Consider the following 17,544-nt stretch of genomic DNA (forward strand, 5'->3'; position numbering starts at 1 on the left):
TGGACGGCGGACCGTTGACGGCCAACGTTGTCTTCGTCAGCGACCAGCATATAGCGGCTCTTGTTGAAAAGCTCTGATTAGATTTGCAAGTCTGTCGTTCACTTTTTTGCTGCTGTGCTAGACTTATTTATATGAATCGAAGGAGGCGAGCTCTCATGATGACAAGAAAGGAAGGAAGAGCTTTCTTGAGCAACAAGATATGGCAAGAAGTCAATAGAGAGATGAACAAGACAGATCAGATGAAGGGACTGCCGCAGCCCTCTCTTGAGAAGAGCTCGGAGGGTTACGACCTTATTAGTCTTCCTGACCCAAACTCAACTGACCTTATAATGAAGGATTTGAGAGAGATAGTTTTTTCTAGAGAAAGCAGAAGAGTCTACTCGGATGAGAAGTTGTCGCTTGAGGCTTTGTCTTTTCTTCTCTGGTCTTCTCAGGGTGTAAAAGCAGTGATGAAAAACAACTATGCAACGTTGCGAACTGTCCCGTCTGCTGGAGCAAGGCACCCGTTTGAGACATACATATTCGTTAGACTGGTAAAAGGGTTGAAGAGAGGCCTTTATCGTTACGTCGCCTTGTCTCACTCTTTGGTTTTGGAGAAGGAAGGCGACTTCGCCAGTGAAGTTGCTGATGCCGCTCTAGGCCAGAAGTTCGTTGGACATTGCGCTGCAACTTTCGTATGGTCGGTCATCCCCTACAGGACAGAGTGGAGATACGATCTGACATCATACAAACCAATCCTTCTGGACGCAGGTCATATCTGCCAGAATCTATACCTTGCCTGTGAGGCCCTAAATCTTGGAACATGCGCCATTGCAGCTTACGATCAGGAGAAGATCGATAAGTTGATAGGTCTAGATGGTTATGACGAATTTGTCATTTACATGGCTCCGGTAGGAAAACCAAAGAGGTATTGAAATGGGCATATCAGAGCATGAACAATCAATATTGGAGAAGATATACGGCAAAGTTCTCGGGAGAGAAAAGAGATATTTCTCTGTTGACGAGTTGATTAGGGAAGTCGGAGGTTGTCCCGGCGAAGTGAACGAAAGCCTGAATATACTAGTGGATGAAGAACTGATCGAGATCAAGCCTTTCAGAATGGGCAGGATTACTCACAAGGGGATTCTTCAAGTTGAAGGAGGCGGGATCCCTGACAAGGAAAAGCAAAGACAGGCGGTGATCTTGAAGCTCAAAGAGTTGACCTCAAACGATCCCGATATCTATGTAAACATAGACGCTTTGGCCGGGGAGCTGAACATGTTGAGGTACGAGTTATTTGATATCTTAAGCTTCCTTCAAGCCGAGGGAATGCTTAAGATTCATTCCAGGATGTCGGTGTCGCTCCCTCGGAGAGATTAGAAGAAAAGAAGCCAGTCACCTGGCTTCTATTTTGGGGATGATGAAAAGGGCTTTTTTCATTTTTTCAGAATGGGAGCCTGTCTTGCTATCGCCTTGCCGGAGTAGCTTGATTCATTTCCAGGCTCCCCTTCCCGCAATTGCTTGATCTACATCTGTGTACGGGGATCACATCTATGTGAAACTTCTATCGCTGCTGCAACCAAATATAAATCGGAGAGATTAGAGAAGAATTAGACTCAGATTAGAGTTTTCTAATTTTCAAGGGGAGAGTCACTCTGAATATAGATCCCTGCTGAGATGAGCTCTTTACAGTTATCGTTCCGTTGTGAGCCTTTACTATCTCCTGAGCTATAGACAGCCCAAGTCCTGTGCCCCTTGTCTCAGATCTCGCCTTGTCAACTCTATAGAACCTGTCGAATATCTTGTCAATCTCATCTGCCGGTATTCCTATTCCATTGTCTTCTATGAGAATTTCGACTTCTTCTCTTGACTGGTCTTTCTCTCCGGATATCCTTATCTGGCCGCCCTCGGGGGTGTACTTTATCGCATTATCCACGAGATTGAAGATTGCTCTAGAAAGCTTTTGTCGATCGCCTGCTATCTCAAGGTCAGAAGGAATTTCCGTCATAATATGTATGTTCTTTTCTTTGGCGAGGACTGCTATCGTGTCAAGAACATCTTCGATTAAGACCCCTACTGGAAAGACTTTGTAATCACCTTTTTGAAGGCTATTCTCAAGCCGCGTGATTACAAGAAGATCATCTATAATACTGCTAAGTCTTTCAATTTCGTTCTGAATCTGAACAAGCGCATTCACATATTCATCGGAATCCCTATCTCTGTGAAGTGTAACGTCCACAATACTTCTAATCGCTGTCAAAGGCGTTCTCAACTCATGCGCCGCATCAGACGTGAACTGCCTTTGCTTCTTGACGGATTCTTCAAGTCTCTCGAGCATACCGTCAAAAGTACTGGCGAGATGTCCTAGCTCGTCATTTGGCAAAGTCAGGTTGAGCCTCTTGTTGAGTTTTTCAACACTGATCTCTTCTGCAAGCAGCGTAATTCTCTCCACGGGCTCAAGCGATTTCTTTGCCATGTAAAACCCGCCAAGCACTGCAAGAATGATTATCGTAGGTCCGAGAATCAGCATCAACCTGGACAGTCGGAAGAGGGCAATTCTGACACTCGAAAGAGATTCTCCCACCTGCATCCATCCCCACTGACCAATCTTAACGGTGAAAATCCTCCAGACGCCCACAGATGTAGAGACTGTAGTGAATTCCCTGTCAGAAAGCTCTAATGAGGCCTTTAGAATTCCAAACGGCCCAAAACCCTCAACAATGCTTCCCGATCCATCCATCAACCTGACAGCGAATCCTTCGGCAAGTAACCTGTTACTGAGAGATTCCATTTCGACGGTCTTCCTGAATATCGGAAGATCCTGGACGATCTCGATATTTGCAAGGAGCTGCGAAGATACGATTCTCAATGACGAATCGGCTTCGCTATGAAGCTGTGCGCTGAGAATCGCATAGATCGAAACGCTAAACGCAAATAGAATAACACCCAGGAAAAGGACGTACCAGAGAGTCAGCTTTATCCTGATAGGAACTATCTTTTTCATCGTATCAACCTAGCCTGTAACCGAAGCCTCTAACAGTGTTGATTAGCTTTGTGGAGAAAGGATCGTCAATCTTTTTTCTCAAATATCTTATGTAGACATCGACGACGTTCGAATCACTGAAAAAATCTTGATCCCAGACGCTTTCTGCGATCTGTGTCCTGCTCAGAACCTGATGAGCATTTCTTGCAAGATACTCCAGAAGCCTGTACTCTTTGGGTGAAAGCTCAATCTCCACGTCATCCCTTCGTACCATATGAGAGACAGTATCTATAGACAAGTCCCCGACTCTCAAAACCCTTTCGAAAGTTTCACGTGGCCTGCGAAGCAACGCATTGATCCTTGCAAGCAGTTCCTTGAATGCAAATGGTTTTACGAGATAGTCATCCGCTCCCGTGTTAAGCCCCTTAACCCGCTCGTCTACAGAATCCAGAGCAGTCAGCATGAGAACAGGTGTGTAATTACCGCTTGCTCTCAGTTCACTGCAGACTTCGAAACCATTTTTGCCAGGCAAAAGAATGTCCAGAACTATTACTTCATATTGGTTTGATGAAGCTAGTTCCAGGGCTTCATTTCCACTTCTCGCTGCATCCACTGCGAAGCCCTCCTCTTTCAAACCCTTCTGAAGAAAGGCAGATATCGTTGCCTCGTCTTCGACTATTAGAATCCTCAGAAGAACACCTCCTGAATAAAGAAGCCGGAGGGTTTCCCCTCCGGTCAATTCTAGCATCCCTCTTCTTTATGTTGGAGTATCTAGTAGATCCAGTTCTTTTCTGCTTCCTCCGGAGCGGTTTCCTTCATGTAGTCTGAAAGCTGTGCAAGCCATTCCTGGAGAGCAAGTGCCTTGCTGGGGTCGGCTGGACTCCAGCCTTTCCATCCGTGACCCTGGTTCGGGCCGAAATCGAAAGTCATGTCAGAAACCGGGTTCTCCATTTTCTCCATAGCTGCTTTCAAGAGATATACCGCCTCATTGAGGTAGTAGTTGTCCATGTCTCCTACCGCCACGTGAACATCACCGGCTATCTTGGGACCTATCTCTTCCCAGTTTTCCTGAAGAATGTAGTTGAGATCGTAATTCTTCTTCCAGTATTCGGCAACTTTCTTGTTTATTTCTCCACTTACCTGATCCCAAATCGGCTGAGGGAATCCGTCAGCGCCAACGGGACTGTAAGTTGATTCCCAAACTGACCACTGCCCGCCAGATCTGTTGCTCGGTCCAGCAGCCATTTCGAAGTAGTTCTCCTGCTTCACGGTGAAACTGATGTTACCATGAGTATCTCTTGCACTCGGTCTTTCGGTCTTTATCCAGCCAAAGTCGGAGTAATAAGCATTGTCATCGTTGTAGATGTTGATCAACTGATAATAATTGAAGTCGACTCCATCGGGATACCAGACGTATGTTCTTCCAAAAAAGTCAGGGTAGAAGACTTTCATGGCAAGGGCTTCCCATCCTCCGGTAGATCCGCCTGCAAGAATTCTTGCCCATTTCTCGGGAATCATTCTGAACTGGCTTTCGAGATAAGGTATGAGTTCTTCTGTTATTGCAGTCCCGTATGGGCCAGAGTTCGCCGAGTCGACGGAATAAGACGTGTCGTAGTAAGGAGTGGCATCTCTGAACGATACGGCTATGAATCTTGCATTTCCTTCCTCATTCCAGAACTTATATACGTCGTTGTTCACTCTAAATCCCACCGGAGCACTGCCTCCAGGGAAGTGTCCCTGATAGTAGATCACCGGATAATACACATCAGGATTGTCGTAGTAACCTTCGGGGAGAAGGACATTGGCTCCAATATACATATCTTTGCCCCAGAACTCGGAAACAACATCGCTCTTGATCTTTATGTACTTCACCCATTCAGTATCTGAGTAATTCCCCTGCTGAAGCACCATGCCCGGCTCTAGTTCATAATCGGGCATTATCACTTCTGTGATAGCCAGTTTCACTGTACCGGGATTTGCCGGATCAAGATAGATCTTCTTGGTCTTGCTTTTTGCATTGCCAACTGATTCCCAGAACCACTGCCCGTCTCCAGTGTCATCGTGCATGAGTATGGTATGACCGTCGGCTCTAGCGAAGGTCGTGTATACATTTACAAAAGCCTGTACAAAGTATTCTCCGGCCGGTAGTTCCGATATCTCAATTGGATAACCTGCCACAGCCATATCTCCATCTGAGATCTCCACTACCGATTCAGATGTCATATCGAAGACATCCTTTCCCCAGAACGGAACTCCTCTTACATCTGTCTGCAAGCTAGGTTCTCTAGAAGAATCCTTGCTGACAATTACGAGTACTCGTCCGTTGATCGGTGTCTCTAAACCTAGAGACGCTACTGTATCCAGTGCGTCCTGGCTTATTGATACTTCGAAAGTAAGTGAAAACGCTGTAATGCTTATGAAAAGAATTATAAGAAGAGTAAGTATACTCTTTTTAACCATATTTCCCACCTCCATTAGAATGTAAGCAATTGTCAAATCCCTCTTGCCTGCTGCAAGTTAGAACAATCAAATAGGATAAATCCAGTTACAAGAATAGTTATCAGGATGCTAGCTCTTTTAGAAGTTTTTCAGTTAGAAGCAAGGACGACGAGCGCGGAAAAAGAGGCGAGCACCTTTTTCTGAGGAAAGAACAACGTGATTAGAAAAATTAAGACTTCGAATACCTATACAAACAACTGAACAAGGGTTTAGTTCCATTCTTACCTCCTTTTCTCCGACCTGCGTCTGGTAGATCCTTGTTATTATACACTGCCTGAGGTACTGTCGGAACACTATGCGCGATTATTCACACCATCTTCTGTTTTCCGTTGCTTTACTCGCCTTTAGCCTTACATTCACTGCCTTCTTCCATGACAAAAACTATCAAAGTCCTTGAAGTCGATATAGTCGCGAACTCTCTGGAGAGAAGCCCAGATAAAGTCTTCGAAAAGCTTCGCATCATCTTCGCTGTTCAGTTCCTCAACAACATCTTCTTGCTCCGATGGACGTGTAGCGATGTATCGACTCCCTACTGCCCTGTAATTTGAGTAGAGATTGAAATTGAAAATCCCATTTTCTTTTGATCTGTAATACACTGCTAACACCTCCTGTAATACAGAACAATTATATCATGCTGTGTAACAAGCGTGGTTGGGGGCCGCAGGTAGGGGGTAGGAAAGAGCAAAGGAACTGGTTATGAGTTCAGGGTTATCCGTTCTCCGAAAGAGCAATCGAGAAAGAGCATTGGCGAGACGTTCGCTTCGCTCACGAGAAGGCGAGTGAAAACTCAGTCGCTGCCTAAATTAGACGCAAGGCGCCGAAAGAACATCGGCGGACGCAATGCTGCCTTCTACGGGAGGCGAGGCCGACTACGTCGGGAAGTTCCCCTCCAGGCTAGACCTACAAGTCAAATCGGGTAGAAGTCTCGCTCAACAGAACACTGTATAATTCAGTGTGAGGTGATTGAATGAAGATAGATCTTAGGTGCATCCCCTGCAATCTGAGCAGTTTGCTACGGATTCTAGACGTTAATAACGCTGGAGAGGAAGAGAAGAAACAGGTTGTTAGAACCTTTCTCAAAGAGGTTGCGGAGATGGATTGGTCAGATACTCCTATAGATATCGGCAGAAAGGTCGGAGAGGCGTTGAAACCTCTCTTTGGCAACCATGACGCTTTCAGGGACGTCAAGAGACTTTCAAATAGAAGTCTTATGGAAATATACGACGATCTTAAGGAGGAACTCCTCAAGCTTGACGATCCTTTGTTAGGAGCGCTGAAACTATCGGTAGCCGGTAATATTATAGATGTTGCTCCGGGTCATAAGATAGACATTCATAAGACAATGAAGGATGCACTGTCGAGACCTTTCGCAATAGATGATCTAGAAGAGCTAGCGCAAAGGATACGAAGCACCGACTCGCTTCTCATAGTCGGTGATAACTGTGGCGAAGCTGTTCTCGATAAACTTCTGCTAGAACTCTCCGGAGTGCCGAACAGCTACTTCTCGGTAAGAACAATACCGGCTCTTAATGACATAACGATGCGAGAGGCCCTTGAAATAGGCATGGACGAAGTAGCAACGATAATCGATTCTGGAGCAGATGCACCTGGCGCTCAGGAAAAGACTATGCAGAGAGGTTTTTTCGATGTTTATTCCAGGGCCGATGTAGTAATCTCTAAAGGACAGGGCAATCTAGAAGGTTTAAGCTCGGCAAAACGCGAGATCTTCTTTTTGCTTATGGCCAAGTGCGATGTAATCGGCGGCTTTCTCGGAGTGCCGAAGGGTTCGTTTGTTGCCTACAGAAAGGCAGAATCGAGGGGATAGAATGGAGCTGTTCAAGGACTTTCCTGTTCTGGTAGTTGACGATGACTTACTTTCAGAAAACACTGGGGGGAGAGCGACAAGAGAGATCATAAGAGAGCTTCAGAAGCGAGGCTTTTCAGTCATAGAGTCTTACTCAGGCTACGACTGTAGAATTGAGTTCATGTCTCATTCAAATGTCAGCTGTGTTTTGCTCGACTGGGATCTTGTGATCAAACCAGATGCTGAGTTTCTAGGCCCGGGAGAGATAATCGAGATAATCCGCGGAAGGAATATGCTTATTCCCATATTCCTCATGACTGAGAAACTAAAAGTTATGGAGATTCCTCTCGAAATAATCAGTCAGATCGACGGCTACGTTTGGAAGCTCGAAGACAGTCCCTCTTTCATCGCGGGAAGAATTGAGGAAGCAACAGAGCGCTACATGGACGAACTGCAGCCCCCCTTTCTGAAAGAGCTCATACGATACGTGGATGAATTCAAGTACTCGTGGCACACCCCTGGTCACAGCGGAGGAGAGGCTTTCCTCAAGTCATCTACCGGGAAGATCTTCCATAACTTCTTCGGGGAGAACATTTTCAGGAGCGACTTATCCGTTTCGGTGCCGGAACTTGGCTCTCTCCTCGAGCATACAGAAGCCATCGGAGAATCGGAAAAGTCTGCTGCCAAGATTTTCGGTTCCGACGAGACATATTTTGTGACGAACGGTACCTCAACATCCAACAAGATCGTCTTCCATTATTGTGTGACCCCGGGGGACATCGTCCTTATAGATCGGAACTGCCACAAGTCGATTATGCATTCAATCATAATGACAGGTGCGATACCAATCTACCTCACGCCTAGCAGAAACTCTTTAGGAATTATCGGGCCGATCCATGAAGAGGATTTTGAATGGAGTGAAATCGAAAAGGCGATAAATGAAAGCCCTCTCGTGGAAGACAAAGAGAACTACAGAATAAAACTTGCTGTAATCACTAATTCGACATATGACGGCCTCTGTTACAACGCGAAAACCATCCTCGACAAGCTTGAAAAGATTGTGGATTTCGTTCTCTTCGATGAGGCATGGTACGCCTATGCGAAATTCCATAGAATGTATATGAGCCGCTTCGGAATGTCACCAGACATTGACAGAGAAAAATCTCCGGTGGTCTTCTCTACGCACTCCACTCATAAGCTACTGGCTGCCTTCTCTCAAGGCTCTATGATACATGTAAAGGATGGTAGAAAAAGGGTAGATCATGGAAGATTCAACGAGGCATACATGATGCACATGTCTACTTCGCCTCAATATGCGATCATCGCTTCCCTGGATGTAGCGGCAAAGATGATGGCCGGAAACGCAGGCAAATTCCTCATTGACGAGACGATTCAGGAGGCAATCATTTTCAGAAAGAAGATGAAGCATCTGAAGGAAGAAATCGAGTCCAAAGAATCAGAGCGAAAGAGACGCTGGTGGCTCGAGATCTGGCAGCCGGAAAAGGTCTCGATTGGGACAGAAGACGGGCAAAGAAAGACCTTCGATCTCGAAGACATCGATGAATCGATTCTCAAGGACAGACCTGACTGCTGGTATCTCAAAGCAAACGAAGACTGGCATGGATTCGGAAAGCTTGAGAACGACTACGTCCTTCTCGATCCGATAAAAGTGACCGTTATGACCCCGGGAATAACGAGACAAGGTCGGATGAGGGATTGGGGAATCCCAGCAACGATAGTCACAACTTTCCTTAGAGACAGGGGAATAGTAGTTGAGAAATCGGGTCATTACTCATTCCTGATACTCTTCTCCCTCGGGTTGACAAAGGGAAAGTCTGGAACTCTGCTCGCAGAGCTCTTCACTTTCAAGAAGCTCTTCGATGAGGACGCTCCTCTGGATGATGTATTTCCCGATATCGTCAGAGAGTTCCCAAAGAAATATGGAAAGATGACCCTTCAGGAGCTTTGCAGACAGATGCATGAATACCTCCGAAAGGTCAAGATAACCAAGGTCTTGAAGGATGTTTACTCTCGGAATCCCCAGCAGGTTATGCTTCCGTCCAAAGCCTATTCAGAGTTGGTTAACGACAATACTGAACTGGTCAGAATCCGTGAGCTGCAAAACAGAATCTCAGCTGTAATGGTCGTTCCTTACCCTCCGGGAATACCCGTGATAATGCCTGGCGAGAGATATACAGACGACACGAAGAGAATCATCGAATATCTGAATCTCTCGGAGGAGTTCGACAACAAGTTTCCCGGCTTTGAGAACGAGATGCACGGTCTGAAGATGAAGATAGACAGCAACAACAAGAAGAGATACTACACATACTGCTTGAAGGAGATCGAACAGCCAGAAGGCGAATAGGCGATGGCATTCGCTCCTGTAACGCATACACCACATAAGTAAATACATCTGTTTGGTGCTATAATCCTTTTTATCACTGATTATGAAGGGATCGACGTGTTCCTAGCATTTCTGCCTGCTGTCTTCTTTGGATGGACTCTCGGAAGGAATGACGCAGCCAATATATACGGTACAACCGTAACAAGTGGAATTCTTAAATACAGATCAGCTGCGCTGATCTCAAGCTTTGCTGTGCTTGTTGGAGCTATTCTGGGTGGGGCCGGTGGAATGCAAACTCTCTCCAGCCTCAGCTCTCACACATTACTCTCTGCTTCAGTCAACGCAGCGGCAGCGGGAATCTCCGTTCTCTTGCTTAACAGGCTGGGGTTGCCTGTCTCCTCTTCGCAAGCCGTTGTAGGCTCGGTAGTTGGCATTGGACTTCTGAGTGGAAGCGTTGATTGGCTGGTTGTGTTGAAAATAGTCTCTTGCTGGATAACGACTCCACTTGTAGCGGCGATCGTTGCTCTTTTCCTGTATACACTTATTGGTGTCGCCTTCAAAAGAGTACGTTCAATTCTTGTTCAGGACATACTCCTTAAATCACTTGCGGTAATTGTTGGTGGCTTCGGTTCATTCGCTCTTGGAGCAAATAACGTTGCAAATATCACAGGAACCTTTGCAGATATCATCGGTGTTCAGAAGGCTGTATTGATTGGAGGGCTGAGCATATCGGCCGGAGCTATAATGTTCAGCAAGCGAGTTATGTACACGATCGGGACAAAGATAGTCGCCCTCGAATCGTTCGCTTCGGTTATTGCCTTACTGGCACAATCATTGACCGTCCTAATTTACGCGTTCATTGGGGTTCCCGTTTCGGTTTCGCAGGCAATAGTCGGAGCGGTTATTGGAGTCGGGCTTGCGAGAGGATCGAGAAACTTTGATGCAAAGCTCCTAAAGAGAATTGTCTTTGGATGGGTATCTACTCCCGTAATTTCGGGATTGATCTCAGTTGCCATTTACATTGCTATCAATTCGATCCTGGCGCTTTTTGGAAGCTGAGCGCCGTCTCCATTGACGTGACAGCACAGCTGCTTACAGGAGAAGAAGTAGGCCCATAATGTGTATAAGCAAAACCATACGGAAAACCCGTCAAACCGCCTTCAGCTCATCACGTACTCTCCCAAGTGTTGAATATGGGTCACTAGCTATGATCATCAGAACCTGAAGCCTTCCCCTTGAAACATCTCAGAAAAACGAATTTCAGAATGTCAGCAGGTAGCTCCTAAGGCTTATTGGCTCGACTTTTGCATCGTCATTCATTGACTTTGCCATAAGGTACATGTGAGATATTACAACTCCCAGATCGATCGAAATGACATCCTCGTAGATCAGTGGAATCTTCTTCCATCCGTGAATTGCTATGCTGTTCCTGTCGAGAATCTCAAATCTCCAGGGCTGCCTGTTGAATGAAGAAGGCGACATCCTTCCCGCATTCAAAATATCCTTCATACTTTCATCTATGTACTCTGTCTTGCCAGAAACAATCTCCGCAAACGGCTTTCTATTTGCCTCCCTGAAGAGAAATCTAGAGGCTCTCTCAACAATGTCTCCTTCGCTATTTGCGGGAAAGCCCACGATTATCATGGACAGGTAGTTTGGCAGTCTGGCCCAGCTAGTGGAGAAACCCTTCAGGGTGAGATTAAGAACTATCTGCTCGCCTTCGAAACCGAACCGAATCAGATTGGGAGTAGTGAACTCCTTCAGCTTAGCGAGAACGATTCCTGAACCGGACGGAAACTGCGGAGTGAAATACCATTGCAAAGGAGCATCCGAGTTAAGAGGAATAATGTCTCCAATAGCAGAATCCACTTGTTTCCTTTGCTCAGGAGACAGTTGCTTTTCCTGGAACTTTCTCTGAGTCACTCTTAGGCCGATCGCCTTCATGATCTCCTGTTTGTCTAGCATTCAATCACCTCTTTACATATATTCTATATAATTTGACAATTAAACTCAAGATTAATCATATTACTGGTTTCGATGTGCACAACTATAACGAAGAGACCAGAGCGCAAATACCCGCATCAAGAGATGCCTGATCCTTCACATTTACCGAAAATAGCAAGCTCTTTTGGAAAAGAAAAACGCCGGGAACAGAACCCGGCATTTGCATTCTATAACGTGGTTCCGCTACAGTCCTTCCCCAAGCTCTCTAGCCCACTCTTTTGCGGTTTCAACGTACTCGTCCAGCCTTGAAGAAGGTGCCTCGAAGTCAATCTCCTGAATCACTTCGTTACCCTTCAATGCCTTCTTGAGATTCTCAAATGCTGCGCCGATCATTCCATCATGTGTACAGAATAGAGCTATCTTCTTTCCCTCCAGCTTGTTTTCTGCGAGAAATGTACTTATCGGCGGCGCATAAGTGAGAGCCCACACGGGACTGCCTATGATTATAAGATCGTAATTGTCAGGATCAAAGCCATATGGCTCAAGTTCAGGCTTGTTATTCATAGTTACCGACTCGCTTCCCCAGATATGCTCCTTGTCAGGATCGTATCCGGGAGTGGTCTCTATTTGCTCGGGATTCTCAACGTGGTGATAATAGGTTCGAGAGAACTCCCCCGTAGGCACAAGCCGAAGAAGGTCAGCATCGATTGAAGAGGCCATTGCCTCTGCAAGAACCTTTGTGCTTTCATCATATGAGAAATAGACAACGATAGACTTCATTCTATTACCTCCCTTCAAAGCTATTATAGCTTGACTTAGCGGCGAAATGAAGCTATCTCGATAAGGGAATCTTCTACTCTCCTCCTGAACAAATGAATCGAGAAAGCATTATGCAATCTACTGGCATTGAGTTTTCAAGATTTGTGTTTTTCTTCAATACAGACTTTTACCGAGGGTCTCATACAGACCTTTTCTAATGCTATAGCGAAGCGCAACGTCAAAAGCAGCCAACAGCTGACAGCAGCTCGCTGTTCGTCGCATCTCAAAGTCGTCAGTATAGAAGCAGGATAACTGCCGATCTTGCGCTAAACTTCGCCTGAATAATGACTCGTTATGATAGAGTTTTTGCCTGTGCTTAGAAATAATCGATCGAGCTCCTTCGATACGAAGTATCCTTTAGTAATATCATTATTTAGTAGAGGCGGGTTTTCCGGCTACGGATAATCCGCTTTCGGCTTTCCCGTTTACGGAAAATCGGTTTGCGGATTAATACGGCTCCTACAGAGCGTTTTGTCAATTTCCCTGATCTGCTTTCTCCTATCGTCCAGTACTTCAACATTTGCGCTCTCTGACTACATTGAATCAAGAAAGCAGCATTAAACTGTATTAATCTTTAGAATCAATCGCTCCTTTCTATATAGCATACACACAACAAGCACATCACAAGCAACCGATAACAGGATACTGAATCAACATCTCAGGAAAAAGCTGAATCGAAGATGCTAGAGAACATATGAAGCAGGGACGTCGATCAGTAAGTAGTTCCGATAAGCCTCTCGAACCACTCTCGACTTATCACTCTGTAGTGAGGGTGATAACTTCTTTTGTAGTAAGAACTGTGATGTAACAGCCGGCCGCTTTCAAGGGCCTCCTTGACTGAAATCGTCGATTCCAGAGTAAAGATACTTTCGGGAAGAGAGTCTCTAAGAACCGCTTCTATCCTCTGCCACTCAAGCTTCCAGTCCTCGCGCGTCATTGAGGCACCTACCCTTGAACTTGCTACCAAAGCTCGAAAGAGATCGTCGATCAGAACCTGCCTATTCTTTACAAGAACAAGATTCAGCCTGAAGAAGTTTTCCATATAGCTGACGTCTTGCCAGAGAACCTGATCGAACTCTTCGCAGTCGATTTCCTCCGCAAGGTATCTAAGCGCGACGGCCTGGTCTTCCATGAAGTGCTTCGGACCGAACGTGCCTTGATAAAACAGCTTGTAAAGATCGTCGAGCCTTGCTTCGGGATGCAAATCCAGCTCGTGAGAAGCGAGTTCAACAATTCTATTGTCCATTCGAAACATACACTCCCCCTCTTTGATTAACTATTATACAGCTATCAATGCTCGATTCAAAAGCCATCGACCGCTATGATGATGATGACGCTTTGGCAAGAAATAGCTCAAGAACATCTGGAGAGATCGCCGGAATTCTCTCTGAAGGCCTTATCTCAAGGCTTCATATTTAATTCTCAGAACTGATCAAATAATCGAAGTGGCACGAAGACATCTAACAGGTAATCGCTGTGAGTTTCAATATAAAAGCCCCCGCAATCCGCGAGGGCCCTCTGGGGGTTAACTGTGGCATATAGTACTAGAAGCTAAGAAGAGAATCTCTTCTTCCCCAGACCGAAAAAACAATCAATAACTTTATATTACCAACTCTGAATACCAAGAAGTGCTAGTCTATTTCCAGAACCTTGTGACGGATCACCTGTACCGCCTGACCCTCCAGTAGCAACTAGCACAAGAGATCTAAGAAGGTCAACAATATCCGGGGGCTTGTTTTTGTTATTTTCCTGATTGAAGAGAGTGCTACCGTTTTCATCAAAACTGCGCGAAGTAAGTGAACCCAATAGAAACATCTGGGAATACTGTCCACCGCTTACAACATTGCTTATGGTATCTAAGTCAAGGAAATCAACATTTCCTCCCACTGAATAGGATTCATTTGCAAAGGCATAGAAGTCTCCTGTTAATACTCTGTCTCCTGTCGTCGATTCTCTGTCGTACTTAAGAATCAAATCTCCTCCATCCGCAGCCAATCTCAGGTAGTCGTTATTAGGTGTCTTAAGAATATCTTGTATTGTAGTAATAGAAGTGGCCTTAGTCTGGTTTGCAACAGGAGCGTTTCCACCGTTATTCACTTTGCTCTTAAGATCGCTGTATACAAGATTGGTACCAATAGTAATGTCACCGTTTCTCACCCTGATGTCATACTTTCCATTCACTTCGCTTATCATATGCGGATTATTCTCTTTTTCATGCAGAATTGTGAAACCCCCGTCTTCAATCAATATATGGATCGTATTCTCCTGAACAATGGCCGAAGGAACAGTGAATTCTTTATCTCCCAGCTCAATTCTTAATCCAGACGAAGAGAATGTACCATAGAACTGCGGGCTAGACTGATTAGATTTGATAATCACTACAGTATCCTCACCGACATGAGAAACCTCTGCAACAACGTTTGAATAATCATCACTGTCAAGAACATACGTGAAGGTTTGCTCTGTGGGGAAACTATCAAGATATTCGCTATACCAGTTTTCATAGAGCGTGTATGGATCTTCATTTACGGCAGTATACCATCCAGGGAATCCTGCCAAGTACGTTTCCAAATCTGTACTTAGAGGGGATATGCTTAGTTGATCAGCACTCACCCCTCCGGCAACGATCTCCCCAGGAGTTGCTGAATGCGTGATATCAAGTGAAAGTGGCCCTGCGACCAGAGCATTACCATATATTAAGTCTCCAACTATCTTGTTTCCTTTTGGATTTCTCATTACCTGAAGCGCACGCTTGAGCGAGACTGTTCTTAATGCAGGCAACCCACCTTCAGCGATCCCTATCGTTTCCATTATCCCCAATGAATATCTTCTAACCCCTTGCTTCTCAGCATAGGCAATGGTCACAAATCTATCCCCAAGTGGGTAAACATATGCCCCAAGCGAGAAATCGCCGCTTCCTAACCCCTCATCGGAAGCATGACTATTAACATAACTCATAAGATCATAGCACAGCGTACTTGCAGTCAGATCTCCAACAAACTCAGACCAGTAAAGACTATCTACACCAGATCTTGAGTCAAGCATCGACTTGAATTCGGATAATCCTGACCAAGTGGATTTACTGATACTGCTCGCTGTGGGGTCATACAAGAAATAGAAAGAAGCCACTTCGACAGCGTTGTTGGCAACACTCTGCGTTTTGCTAATTGTCCTTTGAGAGTTCAGGACTTCGGAAGTTCTGGAAAGTTGGAGACCAGTTGCAAGAAGAACAATTGTCCCAAAGGCAATAAGCATTATAGTCGCAACCAGTGCGAAACCTTTCTTTCTAACCAACTGGGATGATGACATAAACCCTCTCCTCCTTACCATTGCGAATATCCCTAATAATTATCTCAAACGAGTACAGATACACAGATAGTCCTGAGACCAACTCACTGAAGTCGCTTTCATCCGAGACTTCAAGGTGACCAAAACCTGCCTTGCTCAATAACCCGTCCTCTCCGTTAAGGGAATTGATTATATTGGTTAGCTGAGCTGATAGTGAGTCCTTAGATGCTCTTAGGAACGAGTTCTGCCTAAAGTAATAGCGAACGAAACTTGAAGCTGATTCAAGCACAGAAACATCAGTGATTCTTGATGACATTGAATTGTACTTCACGATCAAAAAAACACCACCCCCGACAAAAAGGGCAAGCAGCGCAATAGCAATAGTAACTTCGATTACTGTAAATCCCTTCCTAATAGAACCTCACCGACCCTTTCGTCTTTCTAATCAGAATTGGTCTAGTAGCCGCTGTGGAATCATAATATGAGAATGTCGCATCATATGACAGGTACGACGTATTCGGAATTAAATCCAACTTGAAAGCACTAACATTCTCTACTAATGTAGAGCGTTTGATGCTGAGATCCTTACCATAAAACTCGTGAACTATTCTCGCATTCTCTGGTTCATAGAAAATCGTTGAAGTAGCGTACCTTACTCCACTACCATCGCTTGAAGGAATATTGTTTATCAGAGTCAACGATGCATCTGAGAATAGGGGATCACTAATGCCATAAAGAAATGTGAATTCTCTAGACACTAGATAATTCATAGAAGTATGTAGCTTCGTTATCTCCTCGTCGAGGGTCATAGAAGCTTTGGTAGCCTTGGTTATCTTCAGCGATTGCGTAGTGACAAGAGTGACAATTAGCAAAACAATTGTCGAAACAGCCAAAGCTACCATCAACTCTGTAACTGTCATTCCTTTGCTCCTAGATTCAGCAAATCTTCTCAAGCGTAACCTCCGTATCCGCTTCATCACCGTCATTCCAAAATGGGGCTTTCACTAGCTCCCGATTTGATTAACTGCTACTAAAAGGAAAATGACATAGGCACTGATGGGAGTCCTTTTTTGGTAAGTCCAAGCAGCTTATAGAATCCTAAGTGTGGCAAATCACCAAAATATCACGATATCTTCAGTTCAATGTTCTCTTAACCCAAAACGATTTTATCACATTATCTTGAACAATCGCTCTCGAAGCAAACAACCATGCCAGATCGACCACGTTCTTGAGCAAAACTGGACATCGGATTTCACTGGTCAAGAAGCTATACTCCTGTAAGGTTAATGCAAGAACATGTCACTAATCCACGCAACGGAACTCTTTTTCTTGAAGATCAGTATCCTTTGTCGAGCTCTAACGGGAGGGATTTGCTCTCAGCTTATTTTCCCTGATGAACTATGTGGATGACTCGCGATGAAATTGATTTCTCAATAGGGAGAGAATGAAAGTTAGTTGGTTCCTCGAATTACAATACGATTCTTCTCGTCTTATTTCAGTGCGGTCTTTGAGCAATACTTGTAGATCCACAGAATTGGCTCTGTGATTAACTTTTGTATCAGTATAGTTTCCCATGTAACAGCTCTGATTTTCCCTTGCATTTTGCATCTTGCATGGGGTATCATTATATATTCCATTTCTATTTCTATGCGAGGGAGCTGACAGTCGAATCGATTAGACGGTTTCTGAGGATAAGATATTTGTAAGAACCTCCTAAGAACTGAGTTGAGAACGCCCGAAAGACCTCCTTATTTCTAATCAGTTCCCTCGTGTTTCCTTGTTTCCCTCTCAGGTTTTCTTCAATTATGACTTCACTAAGACTTTAGACTCGAGAACCACTTCTATAGCTTTGCTCTTATAACTGGTGAGTAGCCCAGGGGG

At 44.9% G+C, this 17,544-nt stretch carries 15 protein-coding genes and 1 pseudogene; 5 read left to right on the forward strand and 11 right to left on the reverse strand.

Annotation, left to right across the window (positions count from 1 at the left end; genetic code table 11):
* The first annotated feature begins 155 nt into the window (after positions 1–155).
* Entirely contained in the window at positions 156–914 is a 759-nt protein-coding gene (locus tag B3157_RS11120; RefSeq protein ID WP_292590550.1) for a SagB/ThcOx family dehydrogenase, read from the forward strand.
* Between the two features lies 1 nt (position 915).
* On the forward strand, positions 916–1,359 hold the full coding sequence (locus B3157_RS11125) for a hypothetical protein (RefSeq protein WP_292590552.1): 444 nt from the start codon (positions 916–918) through the stop codon (positions 1,357–1,359).
* Between the two features lie 241 nt (positions 1,360–1,600).
* Here B3157_RS11125 and B3157_RS11130 read toward each other — a convergent pair whose 3' ends face one another.
* The 4 genes from B3157_RS11130 to B3157_RS11145 all read right to left on the reverse strand — a co-directional run bounded on the left by B3157_RS11130 (position 1,601) and on the right by B3157_RS11145 (position 6,057).
* Positions 1,601–2,983, reverse strand: coding sequence for a sensor histidine kinase (locus tag B3157_RS11130; protein ID WP_292590554.1), 1,383 nt, complete (start codon positions 2,981–2,983; stop codon positions 1,601–1,603).
* A 4-nt stretch (positions 2,984–2,987) separates the two neighbouring features.
* Positions 2,988–3,653 carry a response regulator transcription factor gene (locus B3157_RS11135; RefSeq protein ID WP_165775351.1) on the reverse strand — a complete coding sequence of 222 codons (666 nt, stop codon included), beginning with the start codon at positions 3,651–3,653 and terminating at the stop codon, positions 2,988–2,990.
* Between the two features lie 80 nt (positions 3,654–3,733).
* Positions 3,734–5,422, reverse strand: a complete 1,689-nt coding sequence (locus B3157_RS11140; protein ID WP_292590556.1) for an alpha/beta hydrolase-fold protein — start codon at positions 5,420–5,422, stop codon at positions 3,734–3,736.
* Positions 5,423–5,817: 395 nt separating this feature from the next.
* The gene (locus B3157_RS11145; protein ID WP_099829535.1) at positions 5,818–6,057 is read right to left on the reverse strand and encodes a chemotaxis protein; all 240 of its coding nucleotides are present in this window, start codon (positions 6,055–6,057) and stop codon (positions 5,818–5,820) included.
* Positions 6,058–6,428: 371 nt separating this feature from the next.
* On the opposite strand from B3157_RS11145, the gene B3157_RS11150 reads away from it, so the two are divergent.
* The 3 genes from B3157_RS11150 to B3157_RS11160 all read left to right on the forward strand — a co-directional run bounded on the left by B3157_RS11150 (position 6,429) and on the right by B3157_RS11160 (position 10,671).
* Positions 6,429–7,286 carry a damage-control phosphatase ARMT1 family protein gene (locus B3157_RS11150; RefSeq protein ID WP_292590559.1) on the forward strand — a complete coding sequence of 286 codons (858 nt, stop codon included), beginning with the start codon at positions 6,429–6,431 and terminating at the stop codon, positions 7,284–7,286.
* Position 7,287: 1 nt separating this feature from the next.
* Positions 7,288–9,633, forward strand: coding sequence for an Orn/Lys/Arg decarboxylase N-terminal domain-containing protein (locus tag B3157_RS11155; protein WP_214079720.1), 2,346 nt, complete (start codon positions 7,288–7,290; stop codon positions 9,631–9,633).
* A 96-nt stretch (positions 9,634–9,729) separates the two neighbouring features.
* Positions 9,730–10,671: an inorganic phosphate transporter gene (locus tag B3157_RS11160; RefSeq protein ID WP_292590562.1), complete on the forward strand. Its 942-nt coding sequence runs from the start codon at positions 9,730–9,732 to the stop codon at positions 10,669–10,671.
* Positions 10,672–10,872: 201 nt separating this feature from the next.
* On the opposite strand, the gene B3157_RS11165 is transcribed toward B3157_RS11160, so the two are convergent.
* The 7 genes and pseudogenes from B3157_RS11165 to B3157_RS11190 all read right to left on the reverse strand — a co-directional run bounded on the left by B3157_RS11165 (position 10,873) and on the right by B3157_RS11190 (position 16,616).
* Positions 10,873–11,577: a nitroreductase family protein gene (locus B3157_RS11165; RefSeq protein WP_099829539.1), complete on the reverse strand. Its 705-nt coding sequence runs from the start codon at positions 11,575–11,577 to the stop codon at positions 10,873–10,875.
* A gap of 222 nt (positions 11,578–11,799) precedes the next feature.
* Positions 11,800–12,336: a flavodoxin family protein gene (locus B3157_RS11170; RefSeq protein WP_214060546.1), complete on the reverse strand. Its 537-nt coding sequence runs from the start codon at positions 12,334–12,336 to the stop codon at positions 11,800–11,802.
* Positions 12,337–13,087: 751 nt separating this feature from the next.
* Entirely contained in the window at positions 13,088–13,621 is a 534-nt protein-coding gene (locus B3157_RS11175) for a hypothetical protein (protein WP_292590564.1), read from the reverse strand.
* Between the two features lie 359 nt (positions 13,622–13,980).
* Positions 13,981–15,684: a hypothetical protein gene (locus B3157_RS11180; protein WP_292590566.1), complete on the reverse strand. Its 1,704-nt coding sequence runs from the start codon at positions 15,682–15,684 to the stop codon at positions 13,981–13,983.
* Positions 15,662–16,000, reverse strand: coding sequence for a hypothetical protein (locus B3157_RS11185; protein WP_292590567.1), 339 nt, complete (start codon positions 15,998–16,000; stop codon positions 15,662–15,664). Before B3157_RS11185 ends, B3157_RS11180 begins: the two co-directional genes overlap by 23 nt.
* 15 nt (positions 16,001–16,015) lie before the next feature.
* A pseudogene (locus B3157_RS12925) lies at positions 16,016–16,078 on the reverse strand (prepilin-type N-terminal cleavage/methylation domain-containing protein); the annotation flags it as partial.
* Positions 16,074–16,616, reverse strand: a complete 543-nt coding sequence (locus B3157_RS11190) for a PilW family protein (RefSeq protein WP_292590568.1) — start codon at positions 16,614–16,616, stop codon at positions 16,074–16,076. The pseudogene B3157_RS12925 and the gene B3157_RS11190, both read right to left, overlap by 5 nt.
* Positions 16,617–17,544: the final 928 nt, after the last annotated feature.

It is taken from the genome of Mesotoga sp. UBA5557 (genome assembly GCF_002425715.1).
Classification (GTDB): domain Bacteria; phylum Thermotogota; class Thermotogae; order Petrotogales; family Kosmotogaceae; genus Mesotoga.

Excerpts from the sequence above, each read along its gene's own strand:
- B3157_RS11120 (WP_292590550.1), top strand. The coding sequence starts at position 156 with ATGATGACAAGAAAGGAAGGAAGAGCTTTCTTGAGCAACAAGATATGG.
- B3157_RS11125 (WP_292590552.1), top strand. The coding sequence starts at position 916 with ATGGGCATATCAGAGCATGAACAATCAATATTGGAGAAGATATACGGC.
- B3157_RS11130 (WP_292590554.1), bottom strand. The coding sequence starts at position 2,983 with ATGAAAAAGATAGTTCCTATCAGGATAAAGCTGACTCTCTGGTACGTC.
- B3157_RS11140 (WP_292590556.1), bottom strand. The coding sequence starts at position 5,422 with ATGGTTAAAAAGAGTATACTTACTCTTCTTATAATTCTTTTCATAAGC.
- B3157_RS11150 (WP_292590559.1), top strand. The coding sequence starts at position 6,429 with ATGAAGATAGATCTTAGGTGCATCCCCTGCAATCTGAGCAGTTTGCTA.
- B3157_RS11155 (WP_214079720.1), top strand. The coding sequence starts at position 7,288 with ATGGAGCTGTTCAAGGACTTTCCTGTTCTGGTAGTTGACGATGACTTA.
- B3157_RS11165 (WP_099829539.1), bottom strand. The coding sequence starts at position 11,577 with ATGCTAGACAAACAGGAGATCATGAAGGCGATCGGCCTAAGAGTGACT.
- B3157_RS11170 (WP_214060546.1), bottom strand. The coding sequence starts at position 12,336 with ATGAAGTCTATCGTTGTCTATTTCTCATATGATGAAAGCACAAAGGTT.
- B3157_RS11175 (WP_292590564.1), bottom strand. The coding sequence starts at position 13,621 with ATGGACAATAGAATTGTTGAACTCGCTTCTCACGAGCTGGATTTGCAT.
- B3157_RS11180 (WP_292590566.1), bottom strand. The coding sequence starts at position 15,684 with ATGTCATCATCCCAGTTGGTTAGAAAGAAAGGTTTCGCACTGGTTGCG.